Below are 22,422 nucleotides of genomic sequence, written 5' to 3'. Positions count from 1 at the left end.
TTACTTGGCACTGACTTTCGGCACGCTGTTGAGTTCTCAAAGAGCGGACGCGCAGAAAACCCACCCCGAAGAGGCTTCGTCCCTGGCCGGATGTCCAACACTACGCCGGTTTCCGGTCGACCCACCACCGGCGGGCCCCGGTCCGGCGGCCCCTCAGGGCCGCGCGGCGCAGAGAGAAAGTTACGCACGTCCTCGGTCCGTGTCAAACCGCTGCGGGCGTGACGCCGGACACCGGATCGTCACACGGGGCACATCCGCCGGTCACACGACGACGAATCCCTGGTCAGGCCGCTCGATGCACCCCGGCGACGGACCGCTTCCCCCGGCGGAGCACCAGCCAGCCCCCCGTGAGCCAGGCGTCCTCGGCGGGCACGGCGTCGGCGTCGGTGACGCGCTCGTTGTTCACGTAGGCGCCGCCCTCCTTCACCGTGCGACGCGCCTCCGAGAGGCTGGCGACCAGCCCGGTCTGCTGGAGCAGCTGGGCGATCGTGGGCACCTCGCCGTCCACGGTGACGCTGCCGGCCTCGGTCAGCGCGGCCGTGAGGGTGGCGGCGTCCAGCGACGCCAGGTCGTCGCGGCCGAAGAGCGCACGCCCGGCGGCCTCGGCCTGGCGGAGCTGCTCGGGTCCGTGCACCAGCAGGGTCAGCTCCTCGGCTAGGGCCCGCTGGGCCGCTCGCGACGCGGGGCGCTCGACGCTCTCCGCGATCAGCGCGGCCACCTCCTCGGCCGGCCGCTCGGAGTACAGCGGTAACCAGGCGCGGGCGTCAGCGTCGTCGGCGTTCAGCCAGAACTGGAAGAAGGCGTAGGGCGAGGTGAGCGTCGGGTCCAGCCAGACCGCGCCACCCTCGGACTTGCCGAACTTCGTTCCGTCGGACTTCGTCACGAGCGGCGTCGACAGGGCGTGCACCTTCGCGCCCGACGTCCGGCGGACCAGGTCGATGCCGGCGGTCAGGTTGCCCCACTGGTCGGAGCCACCGGTCTGCAGCGTCACCCCGTGCCGCTGGTGCAGCTCGCGGAAGTCGTTGGCCTGCAGGATCTGGTAGCTGAACTCGGTGTAGCTGATGCCGGCCTCGGAGTTGAGCCGGGCGGAGACCGCCTCCTTGGCCAGCATCTGGCTCACGCGGAAGTGCTTGCCGATGTCGCGCAGGAAGTCGATGGCGGAGACCGGCGCGGTCCACTCGAGGTTGTCGACGTAGACCGGAGCCGCCAGCCCGTCCCGCTCGGCCGGCAGGTCGAGGAAGGGCGCGACCTGCTCGCGGATGCGCTCCACCCACCCGGCCACGGTGTCGCGGTCGTTGAGCTGCCGCTCCGCCGTCATGCGGGGGTCGCCGATGAGCCCGGTCGCGCCACCGACGAGGACGACGGGGCGGTGGCCGGCGCGCTGCAGCGCCCGCAGCACCATGAACTGCACGAGGTGTCCCACGTGCAGGCTCTGCGCGGTGGGGTCGAACCCGGCGTAGAACGCGACCGGCCCCTCGGCGAGGTGGGCGCGCAGCGCCTCCTCGTCGGTGCTCTGGGCGATCAGCCCGCGGCGGTGCAGCTCGTCGATCACTCCGACGTCGGAATCAGCGGTCACGGGGACCCATCCTGCCCGGCGGTCCGGCGGCGCGGCTTCCCGCCCGCCCGGAACACGCTCACCGACGGTGCACCGGTCTCCCAGAACCGCCACGGCAGATCGGTGGCCACGCTGATGCCCACCCGTGGCCCGGCCGAGACCGATGCCGGCGCCGGCCCCCGGTGCAGCCGCACGGAGGACGCCGCATCCAGCAGGTCGGTGCCGAGGTCGTCGCGGCCGATGGCGAGGGCCTGGGTCAGCCGCGCCGGGCCGCCGGCCAGGTCGCGCGGCGAGCGCGCCGCAGGGCGGCGGGACCGGGCCAGCGCCTCCCCCACCACGACCTCGCCGGCGCGCAGGAGCACCGCCTCGCCGTCGCCCTCCGCTCCGATGACGACGTTCGCGCACCAGTGCACGCCGTAGGAGAAGTAGACGTAGAGCCGTCCCGGCGGGCCGAACATGATCGCCGCCCGTGGTGTCGGTCCACGGTGCGAGTGCGCCGCCGGATCGATGCCCGAGCCGGAGTACGCCTCGACCTCGGTCAGCCGCAGCGCAACGGTGCCCTCCGGTCGTTCGCTGACCAGCCAGCAGCCGAGCAGCGTCGGGGCGACCTCGTCGGGTTTCCCGAGCAGCTCGGCGGCCGCCAGCAGCGGACCCGGAGTGCTCAGAGCGCCGCCGCCACGGGCGAGGACGCGGCCCACTCGGCGTGCGCGGTGGCCTGCGCGGTGAGGCCGGCGATCTGCTCGGCCACCCGCTCCGGCGCCGTCCCCCCGCGGGTGCTGCGGGCGGCAAGCGCGCCGCGGACGGAGAGCACCGCCCGGACCTCCGGGGTGAGGCGCTCGTCGATGGCCGCGAGCTGGGCGTCGTCCAGCTCGTCGAGCTCGAGCCCCGCCTGCTCGCAGAAGGCGACCATCGCGCCGCTGATCTCGTGCGCCGACCGGAAGGGCACGCCCTGGCGGACCAGCCACTCGGCGACGTCGGTGGCCAGCGCGAAGCCCTGCGGGGCGGCGGCCTCCAGCATCTCCGGGCGCAGCGTGAGGGTCGCCACCATGCCGGTGACCGCGGGCAGCAGGAGCAGCAGCTGGGACAGCGAGTCGAAGACCGGCTCCTTGTCCTCCTGCAGGTCGCGGTCGTAGGCCAGCGGCAGCCCCTTGAGCATGGTGAGCAGCCCGGTGAGGTTGCCGACGAAGCGGCCGGACTTGCCGCGGGCCAGCTCGGCGATGTCCGGGTTCTTCTTCTGCGGCATGATCGACGACCCGGTCGCCCAGGCGTCGTCGAGCCGCGCCCAGCCGAACTCGGTCGACGTCCAGAGCACGACCTCTTCGCCCAGCCGGGAGAGGTGCACGCCGATCATCGCCGCGACGAAGCAGAACTCGGCGGCGAAGTCGCGGTCGCTCACGCCGTCGATGGAGTTGTCGGTCGCCCGGTCGAAGCCCAGCTCGGCGGCGACGGCGTCGGGGTCCAGCGGCAGCGAGGACCCGGCGAGCGCACCGGAGCCGTAGGGGCTGACCGCGGTGCGCCGGTCCCAGTCGCGCAGCCGGTCGACGTCGCGGGCGAAGGAGTGCGCGTGCGCGAGCAGCTGGTGGGCGAACAGCACCGGCTGGGCGTGCTGCAGATGGGTCATGCCGGGCGCGGCGACGTCGGCGTACCGCTCCGCGAGCCCGAGGATGGCGCGCTCCAGCTCCGCCAGCTCGCCGGCCAGCGCGCGCACGTGGTGGCGCAGGTAGAGCCGCAGGTCGGTGGCGATCTGGTCGTTCCGGCTGCGGCCGGCGCGGAGTTTGCCGCCCAGCGCGCCGAGCTTCTCGGTGAGGCCGCGCTCGAGCGCCTCGTGCACGTCCTCGTCGGACTCGATCGCGGTGAAGGTGCCCGCCTCGACCTCGTCGGACAGCGCGCGCAGCGCCCCGAGCATCTGCTCCAGCTCGTCGTCGGCGAGCAGCCCGGCGCGGTGCAGCACCCGGGCGTGCGCCCGCGAGCCGGCCAGGTCGAAGGGCGCCAGCGCCCAGTCGAAGTGGGTCGACTTCGACAGCGCCGCCATCGCCGGCGAGGGGCCGCCGCCGAAGCGACCGCCCCAGAGCCGGGTCTGCGATGCGGGTGAGGTGGTGCTCACGTGCCGGGTTCCTCTTCCAGGTCGTCCTGCAGTTCGGGGTAGACCGCCGGGGTGCGCTCGGCGAGCGCGCGCAGCCGGTCGGCCAGCGCCGCTCCGCCGTCGGGATCGCGGGCGACGACCAGCAGAGTGTCGTCTCCGGCGATCGTCCCCAGGACGTCGGGGAGGCCCACCTTGTCCAGCGCCGAGGCGAGGAACTGCGCCGCGCCCGGCGGGGTGCGCAGGACGGCGAGGTTGGCGCTGCCCTCGGCACCGGTGAGCAGGTCGGCCAGCAGCCGGGTGAGGCGGGCGGGCGCGGTCTGCGCGGGGCGCAGCGGGGCGTTCTCCGGCGGCAGCACGTAGGACGCCGGGGCGCCGTCCGAGCCGCGCATCTTGACCGCGCCCAGCTCGTCGAGGTCCCGGGACAGCGTCGCCTGGGTGACCTCGATGCCGGCGCCGGCCAGCAGTGCGGCCAGGTGCGTCTGCGAGGTCACCGATTGCGCTTCGATGAGTTCGCGGATGCGGGCCTGGCGCGCGCTGCGGCTCGGGACGGTCATCGTCGCTCGCTCACGCGTGCTCCAGCAGCCAGATGAGCACGGCCTTCTGCGCGTGCAGCCGGTTCTCCGCCTCGTCCCACACCGCGCTCTGCGGGCCGTCGATCACCTCGGCGGCGATCTCCTTGCCGCGGTAGGCGGGCAGGCAATGCAGGACGACGGCGTCGTCGGCGGCGCGGGCCAGTGCGGCGTCGTCGACCGCGTACGGCAGGAAGGGAGCGATGCGGGCGTCGTACTCCCCCTCCTGGCCCATCGACACCCAGGTGTCGGTGACCAGCACGTCGGCGCCGTCGGCCGCGGCGTCCGGGTCGGGTGTCCACGCCACCGAGCCGCCGGTCTCCGCGGCGATCTCCCCGGCCCGCTTGAGCACGCCGGGGTCGGGCTGGAACTCCTCCGGCGAGCCGATCCGCACGTGCATGCCGGCGGTCGCCCCGCCGAGCAGGTAGGAGTGCGCCATGTTGTTCGCGCCGTCGCCCAGGTAGCTCATCGACCGGCCCGCCAGCGAGCCCTTGCGCTCGATGACCGTCTGCAGGTCGGCGAGGATCTGGCAGGGGTGGAACTCGTCGGTGAGCGCGTTGACGACCGGGACGCTGCTCGCGGCGGCCATCTCCTCGATCCGCTCCTGGCCGAAGGTGCGCCACACGATGGCGGCGACCTGCCGGTCGAGCACGCGCGCGGTGTCGGCGATCGGCTCGCCGCGGCCCAGCTGGCTCGTGGCGGCGTCGACGACCAGCGGGTAGCCGCCGAGCTCGGCGACGCCGACGGAGAACGAGACGCGGGTCCGGGTCGAGGGCTTGTCGAACAGCACCGCCACCCCGCGGGGCACCCCGTTGGCCGCCCGCAGCGGGGTGGGGGCCTCGGCCGAGTGCCGGGTGGCCTTGAGCGAGGCCGCCAGCGCCAGCACCTCGGCCTGCTCGGCGGGGCTCAGGTCGTCGTCCCGGAGGAAGTGGCGGGTCACGAGGGGTTCTCCTGGAGGGCGGCGTCGAGGGCGGTGGGGAGCGCGGCGACGAAGGCGTCGATCTGCGCGTCAGTGAGCACCAGCGGCGGGGCCAGCCGCAGCACGCCCGGCGCAACGGCGTTGGTGAGGAACCCGGCGGCGCGCAGCTGCGCCTCCAGCGCGGCGGCGACGTCGGCGGTGAGGACGACGCCGAGCAGCGCGCCCTTCCCCCGGACGCCGCTGATACCGGCGTGGCCGAGGCCCTCGATGCCGGCGGTGAACCGGTGCTCGATCTCCTTGGCGCGCTCCAGCAGGCCCTCGTCGCGGATGGTGTCCAGGACGGCGAGCGCGGCAGCCGCGGCGATCGGGTTGCCGCCGAAGGTCGAGCCGTGCGAGCCGGCGGTCAGCAGGTCGGCGGCGTCGCCGAACGCCAGCATGGCGCCGATGGGCAGCCCGCCGCCGAGCGCCTTGGCCAGGGTGATGACGTCGGGGTGCAGCCCGTCGGCCTGGGAGGCGAACCAGTGCCCGGTGCGGCCCATGCCGGTCTGCACCTCGTCGAGGGCGAACAGCGCGCCGGCGTCCGTCGCCGCGGTCGCGCCGGCGGCCAGGTAACCGGCGGGCGCCGGCACCACGCCGCCCTCCCCCAGCATCGGCTCGAGCAGCACCATGGCGGTCCGCTCGGACACCGCGGCGGCCAGGGCGGCGGCGTCGCCGTAGGGGACGTAGGAGACCCCGCCCGGCAGCGGCGCGAAGGCCGCGGCCTTGGACGGCTGGCCGGTCAGTGCCAGCGCGCCCATCGTCCGCCCGTGGAAGGCGCCCTCGGCGGTGATGACCTCCGGCCGGCCGGTGAGCCGGCTGAGCTTGAACGCCGCCTCGTTGGCCTCGGCGCCGGAGTTGCAGAAGAAGACCCGGCCGGGGCGCCCGGCGAGCTCGAGCAGCCGCTCGGCCAGCAGCACCCCGGGCTCGTGCATCGCCAGGTTGGAGACGTGCCCGAGCGTCGCGGCCTGGGTGGTGATCGCCTCGACGACCTTGGGGTGTGCGTGGCCGAGGATCGTCGTCGCGATGCCGCCGAGCAGGTCGGTGTACTCGGCCCCGTCGACGTCGGTGACGGTCGCGCCGGAACCGGAGGCCAGCGCGACCGGCGGCGTCCGGTAGTTGCTCATCATCACGGCCGACCAGCGGCGGGCCAGCTCCTCCGTGTGCGTCATGGTGCTGTGCCCTCCTTCGCGGTCGGCAGGCCCGGGACGACCATCGTCCCGGTGCCTTCGGTGGTGAACATCTCCAGCAGCAGCGCGTGCGGCGTGCGGCCGTCGACGACGGTCGCCCGCTTCACCCCGCCCTGGACCGCCCGCAGGCAGGCGGCCATCTTCGGCGCCATCCCGGCGTCCAGGTCGGGCAGGATCTCGGCCAGCTCGGCGACGTCGATCTGCTGCACGAGCGAGTCGCGGTCGGGCCAGTCGGAGTAGAGGCCCTCGACGTCGGTGAGGACCACGAGCTTCACGGCGCCCAGCGCGACGGCCACGGCGGCGGCCGCGGTGTCGGCGTTGACGTTGTGCACGACGCCGTCCCGGTCGGGGGCGACGGTGGCGATGACCGGGATGTGCCCGGCCTCCAGCAGCGCGCGGACCGGGGTCGGGTCGACCTCGGCGACGTCGCCGACCAGCCCGATGTCGACCGGCTCGCCGTCGACGACCGCCCGGGTGCGCTCGGCGGTGAGCAGCCCGCCGTCCTCACCGGACAGGCCCACGGCCAGCGGGCCGTGCTGGTTGATCAGCCCGACGACCTCCGGGGTGACCTGCCCGGTCAGCACCATGCGGACGACGCCGATCGTCTGCTCCGTGGTCACCCGCAGGCCGCCCCGGAACTCGCTCTCGATGCCCAGCCGGCCCAGCATCTCGGTGATCTGCGGGCCACCGCCGTGCACGACGACCGGCAGGATCCCGCAGGTCCGGAGGAAGACCATGTCGTCGGCGAACGCCCGGCGGCACTCCTCGTCGACCATCGCGTGGCCGCCGTACTTGATGACGACGACGTTGCCGTGGAACTCCTTGAGCCAGGGCAGCGCCCCGGTGAGGACGGCGATCCGGCGGGCGTCGCCCTCGGGGTCGTGGGTGCGCATGACCCGGTGCGTGCCGATCCGCCGCGGGGGCGTCGCCTGGTCGACCGCGACGTCGGGCGGGGTGGGGTCCTGCGCGGCGTCGTCGTGCGCCGTGGTCACGTGCGGCTCCGGTTCGGGGGTGCTCACGTCGAGTACGCCGAGTTCTCGTGCACGTAGGCGATCGACAGGTCGTTGGTCCAGATCGTGGCCTGCTCGGTGCCGGCCCCGAGGTCGACGTCGATGGTGATGGCCCGGCCGGTGAGGTCGACGCCCTCGCGCGGGTCGCCGATCGATCCGCCGCGGCAGACGGTGACGCCGTTGATGGTCACGTCCACCTGGTCGGCCTCGAACGCGGCGTCGGTGGTGCCGATCGCGGCGAGAACCCGGCCCCAGTTGGGGTCGTTGCCGAACAGCGCCGTCTTGAGCAGGTTGTTGCGGGCGCAGGCCCGGCCGGCGGTGAGCGCGTCGTCGACGGTGGCGGCGTTGCGGACGGTGATCGCGATGTCCTTGGTCGAGCCCTCGGCGTCGGCCAGGAGCTGCATGGCGAGGTCGGTGCACGCGGCGGTGAGGGCCTCGGTGAGCTGCTCCTCGGTCGCGGTCACGCCGCTCGCACCGTTGGCCAGCGCGATGACCGTGTCGTTGGTGGACAGGCAGCCGTCGGAGTCGACCCGCTCGACGCTGACGGCGGTGGCCTGCTTCAGCGCGGCCTGCAGGACGTCCGGCTCGACGACCGCGTCGGTGGTGAGGACGACGAGCATCGTGGCCAGGCTGGGGGCCAGCATCCCGGCGCCCTTGGCCATGCCACCGATGCTCCAGCCGTCGCGCTGCTGGACGGTCGTCTTCGGCACGCTGTCGGTGGTCATGATCGCGCGCGCGGCGTCGGCCCCGCCGTCCTCGGACAGCTTCTGCGCCGCGGCGGTGACGCCCGCGGTCAGCTCGTCCATGGGCAGCCGCATGCCGATGAGCCCGGTGCTGGCGACGGCGACGTCGATCGCGCCCAGCCCCAGCTCCTCGGCGACGTGCTCGGCGGTGCGGTGGGTGTCGGCGAAGCCCTCGGGACCGGTGCAGGCGTTGGCGCCGCCGGAATTGAGGACGACCGCCCGGCACCGCTGCCCGGCGAGCACCTGACGGCTCCAGACGACCGGGGCGGCCGGGAAGCGGTTCGTGGTGAAGACGGCCGCGGCGACGTCGTCCGGGCCGGTGTTGAGCACCAGGGCGACGTCGAGGTCCCCGCTGGACTTGAGGCCGGCGGCGACGCCGGCCGCGCTGAACCCCTGCGGGGCGGTGACGGTCACGGTGCGACTCCTACGAGCGGGAGGCCGGTGGTCTCCGGGAGGCCGAGCGCGAGGTTGGCGCACTGCAGCGCGGCTCCTCCGGTGCCCTTGGTCAGGTTGTCGACGGCGGCGACCACGACGAGTCGGCCGGCGTCGGCGTCCACCGCGATCTGCAGCGCGACGGTGTTGGCGCCGAGCACCTGGGCCGTCGTCGGCCACTGGCCTTCAGGCAGCAGATGGACGAACGGCTCGTCGGCGTAGGCCTTCTCGTAGGCGGCCCGCGCGCTCTCGGCGTCGGCACCGGGGGCGAGCTTCGCCGAGCAGGTGGCGAGGATGCCCCGGCTCATCGGCACCAGCGTCGGCGTGAAGCTGACGGTCACCGGTGCGCCGGCGGCCTGGGTGAGGTTCTGGATCATCTCCGGCGTGTGCCGGTGCACCCCGCCGACGCCGTAGGCGCTGACCGAGCCCATGACCTCGCTGCCGAGCAGGTGCGGCTTGGCGGACTTGCCGGCACCACTGGTGCCGCTGGCCGCGACGACGACGACGTCGGGCTCGACCAGGCCGGCGGCCAGGGCGGGGGCCAGCGCGAGGGTGACCGACGTGGGGTAGCAGCCGGGGACGGCGATCCGCCGGGCGTTCTGGAGCTTCTCCCGCTTGCCGGGCAGCTCGGGCAGCCCGTACGGCCAGGAGCCCGCGTGCTCGTTCCCGTACCACCGCGCCCAGGCGGCCGGGTCGGTCAGCCGGTGGTCGGCGCCGCAGTCGATGACCACGGTGTCCTCGGGCAGCTGGGCGGCGACGGCCGCGGACTCGCCGTGTGGCAGGGCCAGCACGACGACGTCGTAACCGGACAGGCTCGCGGCGTCGCTGGGCTGGACGACCAGGTCGGCGTAGGGCAGCAGGTGGGGCTGCAGCTCACCCAGGCGTCGGCCGGCGCTCGAGTTGGCGTGCACCCCGGTCAGCCGGAGGTTCGGGTGCGCGGCCAGCAGGCGGCACACCTCTCCTCCGGCGTACCCGGTGGCGCCGGTGACCCCGACCGTCCACGTCTGCCCTGTGCTCACAATGCATGACCATACACGGTCATGCATGACCGCTCACTCCACTATCCGATCCGAACCAGGTCGCCTCCAGGACCCGGCCGGGACTTTCTGTACCGGAAGTCCCCGTGCGGCGGGTGTTCCGGTAGGAACACCGCTGATGATCCTTCCGACGTTGCGCGACCCGCGCCTGATCGCCATCCGGCGCGGCGGCACCCTCACCGACGCGGATCACCACCTCCTCGCGATGTGGGCCGCGACCTGCGCGGAGCACGTCCTGCCGCTGTTCGAGGCAGTGCGCCCGCACGACGACCGGCCGCGCGCGGCGATCGAGCACGCCCGGGCCTGGGTGCACGGTGAGGTGCCGATGATGGTGGCCCGCGCCGCCGGCGGTCACGCCATGGGCGCCGCGAGGGACCTGCGCGGCGCCGCACGGCACGCGGCCTACGCGGCCGGACAGGCCGGCGTCGTCCCGCACGTCGCCGAGCACGACCTGGGCGCCGCGGCGTACGCGATCAAGGCGGCCATGGCCGCCGCCCCGCCCGGCGAGGCCGAGGCGGCACGCCGAGCCGAGTGCGCTTGGCAGCGCGACCAGCTGCCGGAGGCCGTCCGCGAGCTCGTCTTGGAGGACCAGCACGCCCGCAACGAGATCTGCTGGTCGGTCTTCGACTGCTGAGCCCGCGGGGGCCGGTTAGCGGACCCCGGCCTGGGCAGGGAGCGGCGGTGGCCGCGTTCGACCGGATCGTCATCATCTTCAACCCGAACAGCACCGGCAACGCGCGACAGTCGGCCGAGGAGCTCCGGGACGACCTCGCGGCCCGCCTGCCCGACGTGCCGGTCGCCCTCTCACCCACCCAGCACGCCGGGCACGCCCGCGACCTGGCCCGGGACGCGGCCGCGGTCGGCAGCCCGCTCGTCGTCTCGGTCAGCGGCGACGGCGGCTACAACGAGGTGGTCAACGGCGTCATGGACGCCGGCAACCCTCGCGCCGCCTGTGCGGTCCGCGCGGCCGGCAACGCCAACGACCACCGCCGAGTCACCCGCGAACAGCCGCTGGCCGACGCGATCGAGGCGGGCGAGATCCGGCGACTGGACCTCCTCCGGCTCACCGTCGGCACGGGGTCGTCCGCGGAGGTGCGGTACGCGCACTCCTACATCGGCGTCGGGTTGACGCCGGTGATCGCGGTCGACCTCGAGAAGGGCGGCAAGGGGTCGTGGCGGGAGATCGCCTCGGTCGTCCGGGGCTTCGCGCGCTTCCGGCCCTTCCCCATCCGGCTCGAGGACGGACGGCGGCGCAGGATCGACAGCCTGGTGTTCGCCACCATCGACGAGATGGCCAAGCACGCGCGGCTGAGCGAGGGCGGCTCCCCGGACGACGGACGGTTCGAGGTCATCACCCAGCGGCGGACCGGGAAGCTCCGGGTCCTCGCCACCGCGATCCGGGCGGCGACCCGCGGCCTCGGCCCGCAACCCAGCGCCACCCACTACGCCTTCACCACGCTGGCCCCGATGCCGCTGCAGCTGGACGGCGAGCTGATCGAGCTCGACGCGGACACCCCGGTGACCGTGGACATCGCTCCCCTGGCCCTGCGCACGGTCGTCTGACCGGGCCGGCCTCGGAGATCCCCGTCGGCAGGCGACAGCGTGGATGTCATCCGGCCGTGCGCCAAAAGGGCCTCTGACCAGCACTTTCCCCTTGCCGGAGTAGCCCCCGACCGGTAGACTTCGAACATACGTTCGAGTGAGCGGCCTTGTCGGGAGGAGGTGCCATGAGTCTGGACGAGGGCTTCGATCCCTTTCCGGATGCGGGCACCTTCCGGCTCGACAACCCGACTTCGGCGCCTGCTCCCCGCGCCACGGCCGGTCGGAAGACGGCCTCGGGAGCGGCTCGAGCGAAGTCCGACCGCGAGGCTGACCGCGAGGCAACCCGGCAGCTGTCGATGGTGCTGCCCGACGACGTCGCCGCCGTGTTGGCCGACGCGGTCGAACTGGCCGACGCAGAGCTGTCCGGCGGTCAGCCGGCAGCGCAGGCGCCGGCCCTCCTGGCGCGGGTGCGCGGTCTGGTGCAGCTGCAGAACGTCATCGACGCCGCGCTCGCCGGCGCTGTGCGGGCTGCGGACAACGCGCTGGCCGCGCAGTTCGACGGCCACAAGTCCATGCGCTCCTGGCTGACCGGGCACCTCAACCTCTCCACCGGCACCACCGACCGGGTACGGCGAGCCGGGCGAACCTTGGAGCAGCTGCCCCGCTGGAACGAGGCGGCCCGGGCCGGCCGGGTCACCCCGGACCAGACCGAGGTGGTGGCCAAGGTCGCCACCCCCGCCCGGCTGGCCGCCGCGGCCGAGCTCGGCGTGGACGTGCACGGGGAGGACGGCGTCGACGCGATGCTGTTGGCCTGCGCCAGCGGCGACCATCCGGAGACGCTGCCCGGAGCGGTCGAGCGCATGCTGAACTGGATCGATCCCGACGGGCCCGAGCCCGATCCCACCCGTCAGCGGGAACTGCACCTGACTCCCTCGACGTCGCCCGGAGGTGGCGGCACGATCCACGGCCGCCTCGACGCCGCGGGCTACGAAAAGGTCTCCACCGCGCTCACCGCCTATCAGCAGGCGGGCCGGGTTGCCGACGACGACCGCAACCACGCCCAGCAGATGGCCGACGCGTTCGTACAGCTGGCCGACAACGCCCTCGCCTCGGCCGACACCCCGATGCTGCGCAAGCACCACGCGCAGGTCGCGGCCACCATCTCCGCCGAGGACCTGCTCGACCCGGACGTGATCGCAGGCGCTGCCCGGCTGGGGTCCGGTCAGCGTGTGTCCAACGAGGTGGCCCGGCAGCTGGCCTGCGACTCGATCGTCACCCGGGTGCTGTTCGGCCCCGACGGGATGCCGCTGAACATCGGCCGCACGCAGCGTCTGGTTCCCCCGCACATCCGCAAGGCGTCAGAGGCACGCGACGACGGTTGCATTTTTGCTGGCTGCTCGGCGCCGACCTGGTGGTGCGACGCCCACCACGTGCAGGAGTGGATCGCCGACCACGGTGAGACATCGGTCGAGAACACGGCGTTGCTCTGCGAACGCCACCACACCAAGGTCCACCACGGCTTCTCCATCGCCTGGGACCCGGCCGAGAAACGCTGGCGCACCTACCGCGAAGACGGCACCGAGATCATCGTCGGCTACCCACCGGGAGAACCGGTCCCACGGGAACAGCCGGGTCGTCCAGCCCTGTCCGGGATGCCGGTTGCGCCGACACGGCGCCTTCAGGCCACGGGGTCCGCATCGCCGTAGGGCTGCAGCCGCAACTGCCGGGCGTCGTCCTGCGGCGTGGTCGCGCGGAGGACGTCAAGGTCGTCCCGGCCGGCGCGGACGAACCGGCCCGCCCACTGGTCCAGCTCACCCGCGGCGATCGCCGCGACCAGCTCGACCACCCGCTCGGGCGGCGTCCAGTCCTCGAACCCCTCCCACATGTGCATGGAGCGGGTCATCGGGGTGTCGACGACGCCGGGCGCGACGTCGAAGGCCCGCACGTCCGACCCTTCCAGCGCGCCGGCCAGCGACTCGGTCAGCCGCATCAGCCCGGTCTTGGCCACCGAGTAGGCGGAGTAGTCGGGGGCGCCCCGGGTGCCCATGCCGCTAGCGATGTTGACGATGCGCCCGCGGTTGCGCAGCACCATCCACGGGACGACGGTGCGCACGGTCAGCAGCGCGCCGCGCACGTGGCTGGACACGACGTCCCACCACTGGTCGGGGTCGGCCTCCCAGACGGGTACCTCGAACTCGTCGATCAGCCCGGCGTTGTTGATCAGCAGGTCGATCGGGCCGAGCTCCTCGCGCACGAGGCCGACCGCCTCCTCGACCAAGGCGCGGTCGGTGACGTCGGCGGCCACGGCGAGGGTGCGCCCGCCGGTGGCAGCTGCGACCTCGTCCATCGCCGTCCGCAGCCGGTCCTCGCTGCGGGCGAGCCCGGCCACCGCCATGCCGCGGGCGGCCAGGCCCTCGGCCAGGTGGCGGCCGATGCCGGTCGACGCCCCGGTGACCAGGGCGACGCCCGAAAGAACTGCTGCCTGTCCGGCCCCGTCCCGGGTCCCGCCCTGAGCCTGCGAAGGGTGGGGAGGACGGGGTCCTTCGTCAACCACGGAGCTCGGCTCCCAGGCCTCCCTCGACCGCCGCGATGACGTCGTTCCGCACGGCCGCGACCTCTTCGCCGCTGAGCGTCCGGTCCGGGGCGCGCAAGGTGAGGGCGTAGGCCAGCGACTTCCGGCCCTGCGGCACCGACGCGCCGGTGTAGACGTCGAACAGCCGCAGGCCCTCCAGCAGCGCGCCGGCGCCCGCGCGGATCGTCCGCTCCACCTCGGCGGCCGGGACCTCGTCGTCCACCACGAAGGCGAGGTCCACGAACACCGGCGGGAAGGCGGAGATCGACGGACCGACCGGCACGGGCGCCGCGGGCAGCGCGTCGACGTCCAGCTCCATCACCGACGTGCGGGCCGGCAGCTCCAGCGCGGCGCACACCCGCGGGTGCAGCTCACCGGCATGCCCGACGACGACGTCGCCCACGAGCAGCTCGGCGCAGCGGCCCGGGTGCCACGGCGCCCGCTCCCCCGCCCGGACGGTCAGCTCGACCCCGGCCGCGGCGGCGACGCGGCGGGCGGCCTCGACGGCGTCGGCCCACAGGGCGGGACGCCCCGGCCCCCACCAGCCGCGCGGCTCGCGGTGGCCGGTCAGCGCCACGGCGACGTGCCACGGCTGCTGCGGCACCGCACCGAGCACCGCGGCCAGCGTCTCGTCGTCCGGACGGGCCTCGACGCCGGGGATCGGCGCGGGGGTGCGCACCCCGCCCGGGAAGACCGCGCCGTGCTCGAACAGCGCCAGGTCGCGCTGCCCGCGGGAGAGGTTGCGGGCCAGCGTCGCCAGCAGGCCGGGCAGCAGCGTCGTCCGCAGTGCCGGCTCCTCCTCCGACAGCGGGTTGCGCACGACGACGACCGCGCGGCGCTCGTCGTCGTCGGCCAGGCCGAGGGCGTCCAGCGCCGGGGTGCCGACGAAGGGGTAGGACGGCGCCTCGACGTAGCCGGTCTCGGCCAGCGCCCGGCCGATCGCGCGGCGGCGGCGCTGGACCTCGGTCAGCCCGCGACCGGGGGGCGCGGTCGGCAGCACCGAGGGGATGTCGTCGTAGCCGGCCAGCCGCACGACCTCCTCGACCAGGTCGGCGGGGTCGGTCAGGTCGGGGCGCCAGGACGGCGGGGTGACCTGCAGGGCCGGTCCCTCGCCGTCCACCGTGCAGCCCACGGCGGTCAGCAGCTCGACCACCTGCCCGGGCGGGTAGGCGACCCCGGCGGTGCGCGCCGGCCGGTCGACGTCCAGCGCGATCCGCGGCCGGGCGCCCCGGGTGTCGACGTCGACGACGCCGCCCACGACGGTCGCCCCGCCGTACTCGGCCAGCAGCTCGGCCGCCCGGGCCAGCGCGACAACGGTCATCTCCGGGTCGACGCCACGCTCGAAGCGCTTGGCCGCCTCGCTGGGCAGCCGGTGCCGCCGCGCCGTGCGGGCCACCCCGGTCGGCTCCCAGTGCGCCGCCTCGAGCAGCACCGCCGTCGTCCCCTCGCCGATCTCGGTGGAGGCACCGCCCATCACCGCGGCCAGGCCGATCGGGCCGGTGTCGTCGGTGATGAGCAGGTCGTCGCCGGCGGCGAGGGTGCGCGTCGTGCCGTCGAGGGTATCCAGCCGCTCGCCCTCGCGGGCCAGCCGCACGCGGATCGGGCCGGTGACCCGGTCGCGGTCGAAGGCGTGCATCGGCTGACCCAGCTCGAGCATCACGTAGTTGGTGACGTCGACGGCCAGCGAGATGCTGCGGATCCCGGCCTGGGTGAGCCGCCGGCGCAGCCACCACGGGCTGGGCGCGGTGGGGTCGAGGCCCTCGAGGGCCAGCATCGAGAAGCGGTCGCAGCGCTCGGGGGCCTCCACCGACACCTGCCAGGCCGGTGCGCCCGACCACGCCGGCGGGGTGACCGCACCCGGGTCGCGCCACGGGGCGCCGAGGCCGGTGCCCATCTCGCGGGCGATGCCGCGCATGGCCAGGCAGTAGCCGCGGTCGGGGGTGACGGCCAGCTCGATCACGACGTCGTCCAGGCCGGTGACCGGGCCGGCGGGCGTGCCCGGCGGCGGGACGTCGGCGCCCTCGCTCCCCAGCACGAGGATGCCGGCGTGGTCCTCGCCGAGGCCGAGCTCGCGCACCGAGCAGATCATGCCGTCGGAGATCCGGCCGTAGGTCGTCCGGCTGGCGATCTCGAACCCGCCGGGCAGCACCGCGCCGGGCAGCGCGACGACGACGGTGTCGCCGGCGGCGAAGTTCCGGGCGCCGCAGACGATGCCGCGCGGCTCCTCCTCCCCGACATCGACCTGCGTGTACCGGATCGGCTTCTTGAACTCGGTGAGCTCCTCGATCGCGAGCACCTTGCCGACGACGAGCGGACCGGTGACGGGCTCGGGCCGGTGGATCTCCTCGACCTCCAGGCCCAGGCGCACGAAGGCGGTGTCGAGGTCCTCGACCGTCGTCCCGGCGGGGACGTCGACGTACTCGGCCAGCCAACCGATGGGGACTCTCACTGCTCGACTCCGAATGCTCGTGTGAACCGGACGTCGCCCTCGACGATGTCGCGCATGTCGCCGACGCCGGAGCGGAACTGCAGGGCGCGCTCGATGCCCATCCCGAACGCGAAGCCCGAGTACTCGTCGGGGTCGATGCCGCAGGCGACCAGCACCCGCGGGTTGACCATCCCGCAGCCGCCCCACTCGACCCAGCGCGGGCCGTCACGGTGCTCGGGGAACCAGACGTCGAACTCGGCCGACGGCTCGGTGAACGGGAAGTACGACGGGCGCCAGCGGGTGATGGCGTCGGCGCCGAAGAGCGACCGGGCCAGGTGGTCCAGCGTGCCGCGCAGGTGCGCCATGGTCAGCCCGCGGTCGATCGCGAGGCCCTCCACCTGGTGGAACACCGGGGTGTGCGTCGCGTCCAGCTCGTCGGTGCGGTACACCCGCCCCGGCGCGACGACGTAGATCGGCGGGGTGCGCGAGAGCATCGTGCGGGCCTGCACGGGGCTGGTGTGCGTGCGCAGCACCAGACCGGAGTCCTCAGGTGCGACGAAGAAGGTGTCCATCATCGTGCGGGCCGGGTGGTCGCGGCCGATGTTGAGCGCGTCGAAGTTCAGCCACTCCGCCTCGAGCTCGGGGCCGTCGGCCACCTCGTAGCCCATGCCCACGAAGATGTCGGCGATCCGGTCGGTGAGCGTGGTCAGCGGGTGGCGGGCGCCGCGGGGGGTGCGGTCCCAGGGCAGCGTGACGTCGACGCGCTCCTCGGCCAGCACCCGGGCGTCGCGCTCGGCCTCGAGCTCGGCCAGCCGCGCGTCGTACGCCGTCTGGACCGCCACGCGCGCGGCGTTGACCCGCTTGCCGGCGTCGCTGCGGGCCGCGGGCGGCAGCGCGCCCAGCTCGCGGCGGGCCAGCAGCACCGGCGCGCGGTCCCCGAGGTGGGCGGGCCGGACGGCGGCCAGCGCCTCGAGGTCGCCGGCCTGCGCGAAGGCCTCCTGCGCGGCGGCCACCGCGTCGTCGAGCGCCTCCGGGGAGAGGGCAGCGACCTGCTTGGGGTCGTAGGGATCGTTGGCGCCAGACACGGGAGGCCATTCTGCCCGCCGGGGTGCCGCGTGCGCGTCTGGGTTCCCGTTGGCAGATCGCGCCGAGGCAGGTGCCGTGGATTGCGCGTCGACGCCGGCTGCTACAACGAGGAGGTGGCGGTCCTCCTCGCGCTCTCCTCGGCCGTCGTCTACGGGGCGTCGGACTTCCTGGGCGGGCTGGCCAGCCGGCGGACGTCGGTGTTCGGCGTGGTCGCCCTGTCCCAGCTCGTCGGCCTGGTGGCGCTGCTGGTGCTCCTCCCCTGGCTCGGTGGGCCGGTGGACGCCGCGGACCTCGGCTGGGGCGTCGCCGCCGGCCTCGCGGGCGCCGCCGGCCTGGTCGTCTTCTTCCGCGCCCTGGCCGGCGGGGTGATGAGCGTCGTCGCGCCGGTCACCGCCGTCACCGCGGCAGCCGTCCCGGTCCTGGTCGGCCTCGCGAGCGGGGAGGAGATCGGGACGTGGGCCGGCGTGGGCATCGCCCTGGCCCTCGTCGCCGTCGTCCTCGTGTCCGCCGAGAGCGGCCTCGCGGCGCTGCGCGCGGCCCGGCCGGCCACGCTGGCGCCGGCGCTGCTGGCCGGCGCCATGTTCGGCCTGTTCTTCGTGCTGCTCGACCGCACCTCCGCCGACGCCGGTCTCACCCCGCTGGTGACCGCGCGCCTGGCCTCGGTGAGCCTGGTCGTCGTCCTCGCGCTCGCCGGGCGGCAGTCGCTGCGGGTCACCCGCTCCGCGCTCCCCCTCGTGGCCGTCTCCGGCGTCGGCGACATGACGGCCAACGCGCTGTTCCTGCTCGCCACCCAGGCCGACGGCCAGCTGGCCATCACCGGCGTCCTCGCGTCGCTCTACCCGGTCAGCACCGTCGTCCTGGCCCAGGTGGTGCTGCGCGAACGCCTGGTGGGTGCCCAGGTCGCCGGCCTGCTGGCGGCCGCGACCGCCGTCGTCCTGATCACCCTGCCCGCCTGACGGCTCCCCCCATGGGAGGGGAGACGGGCGGCCCGGCTCACATCCGGTGCTCCCGCGGCCGATGAAGACGCGTGGACCTCTTCTCGGAGAACACGGCGAGCGCGCTCGACGCAGCGTTGGCTCCCGGCGGCGTGCGCAGCGTCTTCCAGCCCATCGTGGAGCTCGACACCGGCCGGGTGGTGGCCTACGAGGCGCTCGCCCGCGGGCCGCAGGGCCCGCTCGAGCGCCCCGACCTGCTGTTCGCGGCGGCCCGCTCGGCGGGCCGGCTGGCCGAGCTCGACGAGCTCTGCCGCGCCGCCGCCTTCCACGGCGCGGTCGAGCAGGGGCTGCTCGCTCCGCTGACCGTCTTCGTCAACGTCGAGCCGGAGGTGCTCGACACCGCGCCCCTGGACGACCTGCTCGCCATCGCCGAGGGGGCGCCCCGCAACCTGCGGATCGTCATGGAGATCACCGAGCGCGCCCTGGCCGCCCGCCCGGCCGAGCTGCTGCGCACCGTCGAGCGCGTCCGGAGCCTGGGCTGGGCAGTGGCGGTCGACGACGTCGGCGCGGACTCGATGTCGCTGGCCTTCCTGCCGCTGCTCTCCCCTGACGTGATCAAGCTGGACCTGAGCCTCGTGCAGAACCGGCCCGGACCGGCGATCGCGGAGATCATGAACGCGGTCAACGCGCATGCCGAGCGCACCGGGGCCCTCGTGCTCGCCGAGGGCATCGAGACCCAGGCGCACCTGGACACCGCCCGCGCCCTCGGCGCCACCCTCGGCCAGGGCTGGCTGTTCGGCCGCCCGGGGCCGGGCGTCGCCCCCGGGCTGCCCTCCGGCGAGCTCGTGCTCGCTGCGGCCCCGCCCGAGGCGGCCCTCGACGTCTCCCCCTTCGCCTGCCTGCCCGCCGGGGTGCCGCTGCGCCGCTCGGTGAAGTCGCTGCTGATCGAGCTGAGCAAGCAGCTGGAGCGGGAGGCGATGCGCCTGGGCGAGACGTGCGTCGTGGCGGCGACCTTCCAGGAGGCCCGGCACTTCACGCCCTCGACGATCCAGCGCTACCGCGACCTGGTCGAGCGCACCGGCTTCGTCTGCGCCCTCGGCGAGGACCTGCCGGCCGAGCCGCTGCCCGGGGTCCGCGGCGCCGCCCTCGACCCGGCCGACCCGGTGCGCGGCGAGTGGGACGTCGTCGTCCTCAGCCCGCACTTCAGCGCCGCGCTGCTGGCCCGCGACCTCGGTGACGACGGCCCGGACCTGGACCGCACCTTCGAGTACGCCCTGACCTACGACCGGGACACCGTCATCCGGGCCGCCCACGCGCTGCTCACCCGTGTCGTCCCGCGGACGGTCACCGAGCTCCCGGCCGCCGCGCCGAGCGCGGCGCCGCCGGTGCTCCGCCCGACCGCCGCACCGGACCGGGTGCACCTCGGTGCCGACGGCGACGCGCTCCTGCGCAGCGCGCTGGCGGCGACCACCAGCGGGGTCGCGATCGCCGACATGCGGCTGCCCGACCAGCCGCTGATCTACGTCAACGACGCCTTCGAGTCGCTCGCCGGCCTGTCGCGCGACGAGGTGCTGGGCCGCAACTGCCGGTTCCTGCAGTCCCCCGACGCCGACCCCGCGGTCGTGGCCCGCATCCGGGCCGCCATCGACCGGGGCGAGGAGTGCCGGGAGACCCTGCTGAACGTGCGCGGAGCCGACCGCGAGCCGTGGTGGAACGAGATCCACCTGGCGCCGGTCTTCGACGCCGACGGGGTGCTCGTGCAGTACATCGGCGTGCAGCACGACGTCACCGCCCGGGTGGTCGCCGAGCGCGCGCTACTGCAGGAGCGCGACCGCAACCGCGCCTTCCTGGAGCGGATCGAGGAGCTGGCCTACACCGACCCCCTCACCGGGCTGCCCAACCGGCGCCGGCTCGAGGAGCGGGTGGAGACCGCGCTCTGGGACGCCCGCAGCGGATCGGACACCGTCGCCCTGCTCTTCGTCGACCTCGACGGGTTCAAGGCGGTCAACGACGAGCTGGGTCACGCCGCGGGCGACGAGCTGCTGCAGGAGGTGGCCCGCACCCTGCGGACCCGGCTGCGGCGCGGTGACCTGCTGGCCCGGCTGGGCGGCGACGAGTTCCTCGTCGCGCTGACCGGCCTGGACCCGGAGCACGCCGCCGCCGAGGCCCGGCGAGTCGCCGACGAGCTGTCGGCCACCGTCGCGGTGCCCATGCCGGCCGCCGGCCGCGAGGTCACCGTCGGCGCCAGCGTCGGGGTGGCGGTGTACCCGGCGGACGGCGAGGAGTTCGCCGCGCTGCTGCACCGCGCCGACATGGACATGTACGCCCGCAAGACGACGGTCCGGGGGCTGGTCTCCCCGCGCTGACCCGCCCGCGCCGGCCTCCCCCTTCGGGGTGGGGCCGGCGCGCTCGGCTTGGCCCCGGCCCGCCCGCAGCCGATGGGTAGCCGTGGACACGGACTCCCCCGACGCCGTCGGCGCCGCCCTCGACCGGGTGCTCGACGGCGGCGTGTGCAGCGTCTTCCAGCCGATCGTCGACCTCGACAGCGACTGCGTGGTCGCCTACGAGGCGCTCGCCCGCGGCCCCGAGGGGCCGCTCGAGCGCCCGGACGCGATGTTCGCCGCCGCCCGCGCCGCGGGCCGGCTCGCCGAGCTCGACGAGGCCTGCCGGGCCGCCGCCTTCCGCGGCGCGGTCACCCACGACCTGCTGGCCCCCACCACGGTCTTCGTCAACGTCGAGCCCGACGTGCTCGACAGCGCGCCCCTGGCCGATCTGCTGGCCATCGCCGACACCGCCCCCCGCGAGCTGCGCGTCGTCCTCGAGGTCACCGAGCGGGCCCTGGCGGCCCGGCCCGCGGAGCTGCTGCGCACCGTCGAGCGCGTCCGCGCCCTCGGGTGGGGCATCGCCCTGGACGACGTCGGCGCGGACCCCATGTCGCTGTCGTTCATGCCGCTGCTGCGCCCCGACGTCGTCAAGCTGGACCTGCGCCTCGTGCAGGGCGCCCCCGGCCCCGAGGTCGCCCAGGTGATGAACGCCGTGAACGCCTACGCCGAGAGCACCGGCGCCCTGGTGCTGGCCGAGGGGATCGAGAACGCCGGACACCTGGCCACGGCCCGCTCCCTGGGTGCCAGCCTCGGCCAGGGGTGGCTGTTCGGCCGGCCCGAGGCCGCGCCGTCGCTCGATCGCCCGTCCACCGAGCTGTTCCTGCCCTCCCCCGAGCCGGCCGACCTCGACGCGGCCGGCGCCGGGTCGCCCTTCGGCTGCCTGCCCGAGAGCACCCGGCTGCGGCACGCCCCGAAGTCGCTGCTGGTCGAGCTGAGCAAGCAGCTGGAGCGGGAGGCCGTGCGGGTGGGCGCGACCTGCGTCGTCGCCGCCACCTTCCAGGAGGCCCGCAACCTCACCCCCGCGACCGAGCGGCGGTACGCGGAGCTGGCGGAGGCCACCGGCTTCGTCTGCGCCGTCGGCGAGGGCCTGACCACCGAGCCGCTGCCCGGCATCCGGGGCGCCACCCTGGACCCGGCCGACCCGGTGCGCGACGAGTGGGACGTCGTCGTCCTCGGTCCGCACTTCGCCGCGGCGCTGTTGGCGCGCGACCTGGGCTCGACCGGCCCGGACCTGGACCGCCAGTTCGAGTACGCCCTCACCTACGAGCGCACGACGGTCGTGCAGGCCGCCCGGGCGCTGCTCTCCCGCGTCGCGCCCCGCCCGACCGCCGTGCTGCCGCCGCCCCCGCCGCCGTCGTCCGCGCCCGCCCCGTTCATCCCGTCGCCGCGAGTGCCGGAGGCCGACCACCGCGCGCACCTCGAGCACCTGCGGACCACCGACGCGGTCACCGGGCTGCCGGGGCGGCTGCGCACCGAGAGCCTGCTCGAGGTGGCCACCTGGAACGCGCGCTCGGCCGGCGACGCCCTGGGCGTCCTGACCGTCGACCTGACGGGCGTGGACGCCGTCGCCGACCGGTTCGGCGGCGCGGCCGCCGACGACCTGCTGCGGGCCGTCGCCCAGCGGCTGCGCGGGCGGCTCCGCCACGGGGACCTCGTCGGCCGGCTGGGTCCGCGGCGCTTTGCCGCCGCCGTCCCCTGGCTCGCCCCCGTCACCGCCGGCCGGGAGACCGCACGCATCGCCGCCGCCCTCGCCGAGGCGCTGAGCGGGCCGTTCGTCGTCGCCGGTGAGGAGGTCGTGCTCGGCGTCCGCGTCGGGCACGCGCTCTGCCCCGCCGACGCCGACGACGTGGCGGGCCTGCTGGACCTCGCCGGGACCGGCACGACGGCCGTCCGGCGCTGAG

18 protein-coding genes are annotated in these 22,422 nt (G+C 74.8%); 6 read left to right on the top strand and 12 right to left on the bottom strand.

Features of this window, described 5'->3' with window-relative positions:
- Window positions 1-283: 283 nt before the first annotated feature.
- The 9 genes from tyrS to argC are packed head-to-tail and all read right to left on the bottom strand — an operon-like array spanning window position 284 to window position 9,556.
- On the bottom strand, window positions 284-1,576 hold the full coding sequence (tyrS, locus tag DQ239_RS19470; RefSeq protein WP_199583212.1) for a tyrosine--tRNA ligase: 1,293 nt from the start codon (window positions 1,574-1,576) through the stop codon (window positions 284-286).
- A complete protein-coding gene (locus DQ239_RS19465) occupies window positions 1,573-2,253 on the bottom strand; it encodes a DNA-3-methyladenine glycosylase (RefSeq protein WP_233489507.1) in 681 nt (226 codons plus the stop codon). The genes tyrS and DQ239_RS19465 overlap by 4 nt, the downstream gene beginning before the upstream one ends.
- A complete protein-coding gene (argH, locus tag DQ239_RS19460) occupies window positions 2,217-3,659 on the bottom strand; it encodes an argininosuccinate lyase (protein WP_113836074.1) in 1,443 nt (480 codons plus the stop codon). The genes DQ239_RS19465 and argH overlap by 37 nt, the downstream gene beginning before the upstream one ends.
- Complete coding sequence (locus DQ239_RS19455) at window positions 3,656-4,192, bottom strand: arginine repressor (protein WP_113836073.1); 537 nt, start codon at window positions 4,190-4,192, stop codon at window positions 3,656-3,658. Before DQ239_RS19455 ends, argH begins: the two co-directional genes overlap by 4 nt.
- Window positions 4,193-4,202: 10 nt before the next feature.
- Window positions 4,203-5,147: an ornithine carbamoyltransferase gene (argF, locus tag DQ239_RS19450; protein WP_113836072.1), complete on the bottom strand. Its 945-nt coding sequence runs from the start codon at window positions 5,145-5,147 to the stop codon at window positions 4,203-4,205.
- Window positions 5,144-6,334, bottom strand: coding sequence for an acetylornithine transaminase (locus DQ239_RS19445; RefSeq protein WP_113836071.1), 1,191 nt, complete (start codon window positions 6,332-6,334; stop codon window positions 5,144-5,146). Before DQ239_RS19445 ends, argF begins: the two co-directional genes overlap by 4 nt.
- Window positions 6,331-7,371 carry an acetylglutamate kinase gene (gene argB / locus DQ239_RS19440; protein ID WP_233489506.1) on the bottom strand — a complete coding sequence of 347 codons (1,041 nt, stop codon included), beginning with the start codon at window positions 7,369-7,371 and terminating at the stop codon, window positions 6,331-6,333. Before argB ends, DQ239_RS19445 begins: the two co-directional genes overlap by 4 nt.
- A complete protein-coding gene (gene argJ / locus DQ239_RS19435) occupies window positions 7,368-8,519 on the bottom strand; it encodes a bifunctional glutamate N-acetyltransferase/amino-acid acetyltransferase ArgJ (protein ID WP_113836070.1) in 1,152 nt (383 codons plus the stop codon). The genes argB and argJ overlap by 4 nt, the downstream gene beginning before the upstream one ends.
- Window positions 8,516-9,556, bottom strand: a complete 1,041-nt coding sequence (gene argC, locus DQ239_RS19430; RefSeq protein ID WP_233489505.1) for an N-acetyl-gamma-glutamyl-phosphate reductase — start codon at window positions 9,554-9,556, stop codon at window positions 8,516-8,518. Before argC ends, argJ begins: the two co-directional genes overlap by 4 nt.
- A gap of 136 nt (window positions 9,557-9,692) precedes the next feature.
- Between argC and DQ239_RS19425 the strand changes: the two genes are divergently transcribed.
- The 3 genes from DQ239_RS19425 (at window position 9,693) to DQ239_RS19415 (ending at window position 12,822) form a co-directional block, all read left to right on the top strand.
- Window positions 9,693-10,208 (top strand): putative immunity protein, encoded by a 516-nt coding sequence (locus tag DQ239_RS19425; RefSeq protein ID WP_113836068.1) that lies wholly within the window; start codon window positions 9,693-9,695, stop codon window positions 10,206-10,208.
- A gap of 47 nt (window positions 10,209-10,255) precedes the next feature.
- Window positions 10,256-11,137: a diacylglycerol kinase family protein gene (locus DQ239_RS19420; protein ID WP_113836067.1), complete on the top strand. Its 882-nt coding sequence runs from the start codon at window positions 10,256-10,258 to the stop codon at window positions 11,135-11,137.
- A gap of 335 nt (window positions 11,138-11,472) precedes the next feature.
- Window positions 11,473-12,822 carry an HNH endonuclease signature motif containing protein gene (locus DQ239_RS19415; RefSeq protein WP_233489504.1) on the top strand — a complete coding sequence of 450 codons (1,350 nt, stop codon included), beginning with the start codon at window positions 11,473-11,475 and terminating at the stop codon, window positions 12,820-12,822.
- Here the strand turns inward: DQ239_RS19415 and DQ239_RS19410 are convergent.
- The 3 genes from DQ239_RS19410 to pheS are packed head-to-tail and all read right to left on the bottom strand — an operon-like array spanning window position 12,795 to window position 17,201.
- On the bottom strand, window positions 12,795-13,670 hold the full coding sequence (locus DQ239_RS19410) for an SDR family oxidoreductase (RefSeq protein ID WP_113836065.1): 876 nt from the start codon (window positions 13,668-13,670) through the stop codon (window positions 12,795-12,797). The genes DQ239_RS19415 and DQ239_RS19410 overlap by 28 nt on opposite strands.
- Window positions 13,663-16,137 (bottom strand): phenylalanine--tRNA ligase subunit beta, encoded by a 2,475-nt coding sequence (gene pheT, locus DQ239_RS19405; protein ID WP_113836064.1) that lies wholly within the window; start codon window positions 16,135-16,137, stop codon window positions 13,663-13,665. Before pheT ends, DQ239_RS19410 begins: the two co-directional genes overlap by 8 nt.
- Window positions 16,134-17,201, bottom strand: a complete 1,068-nt coding sequence (gene pheS / locus DQ239_RS19400) for a phenylalanine--tRNA ligase subunit alpha (protein WP_113836063.1) — start codon at window positions 17,199-17,201, stop codon at window positions 16,134-16,136. Before pheS ends, pheT begins: the two co-directional genes overlap by 4 nt.
- Window positions 17,202-17,282: 81 nt before the next feature.
- Between pheS and DQ239_RS19395 the strand changes: the two genes are divergently transcribed.
- From DQ239_RS19395 to DQ239_RS19385, 3 genes are all read left to right on the top strand, one after another.
- Window positions 17,283-18,158 carry an EamA family transporter gene (locus tag DQ239_RS19395; RefSeq protein ID WP_233489503.1) on the top strand — a complete coding sequence of 292 codons (876 nt, stop codon included), beginning with the start codon at window positions 17,283-17,285 and terminating at the stop codon, window positions 18,156-18,158.
- Between the two features lie 71 nt (window positions 18,159-18,229).
- Window positions 18,230-20,503 carry a diguanylate cyclase gene (locus tag DQ239_RS19390; protein ID WP_113836062.1) on the top strand — a complete coding sequence of 758 codons (2,274 nt, stop codon included), beginning with the start codon at window positions 18,230-18,232 and terminating at the stop codon, window positions 20,501-20,503.
- Between the two features lie 82 nt (window positions 20,504-20,585).
- Window positions 20,586-22,421, top strand: coding sequence for an EAL domain-containing protein (locus DQ239_RS19385; RefSeq protein ID WP_113836061.1), 1,836 nt, complete (start codon window positions 20,586-20,588; stop codon window positions 22,419-22,421).
- Window position 22,422 lies beyond the last annotated feature (1 nt).

The sequence above is a fragment of the Blastococcus sp. TF02-09 genome (assembly GCF_003319105.1).
Lineage (GTDB): Bacteria > Actinomycetota > Actinomycetes > Mycobacteriales > Geodermatophilaceae > Blastococcus.
This window is presented reverse-complemented; position numbering and strand designations above follow the sequence as displayed.

Bases quoted from the DNA above. Each gene is read 5' to 3' on its own strand.
- DQ239_RS19445 (WP_113836071.1), bottom strand. From the start codon at position 6,334: ATGACGCACACGGAGGAGCTGGCCCGCCGCTGGTCGGCCGTGATGATG.
- DQ239_RS19415 (WP_233489504.1), top strand. From the start codon at position 11,473: ATGGTGCTGCCCGACGACGTCGCCGCCGTGTTGGCCGACGCGGTCGAA.
- DQ239_RS19455 (WP_113836073.1), bottom strand. From the start codon at position 4,192: ATGACCGTCCCGAGCCGCAGCGCGCGCCAGGCCCGCATCCGCGAACTC.
- DQ239_RS19425 (WP_113836068.1), top strand. From the start codon at position 9,693: ATGATCCTTCCGACGTTGCGCGACCCGCGCCTGATCGCCATCCGGCGC.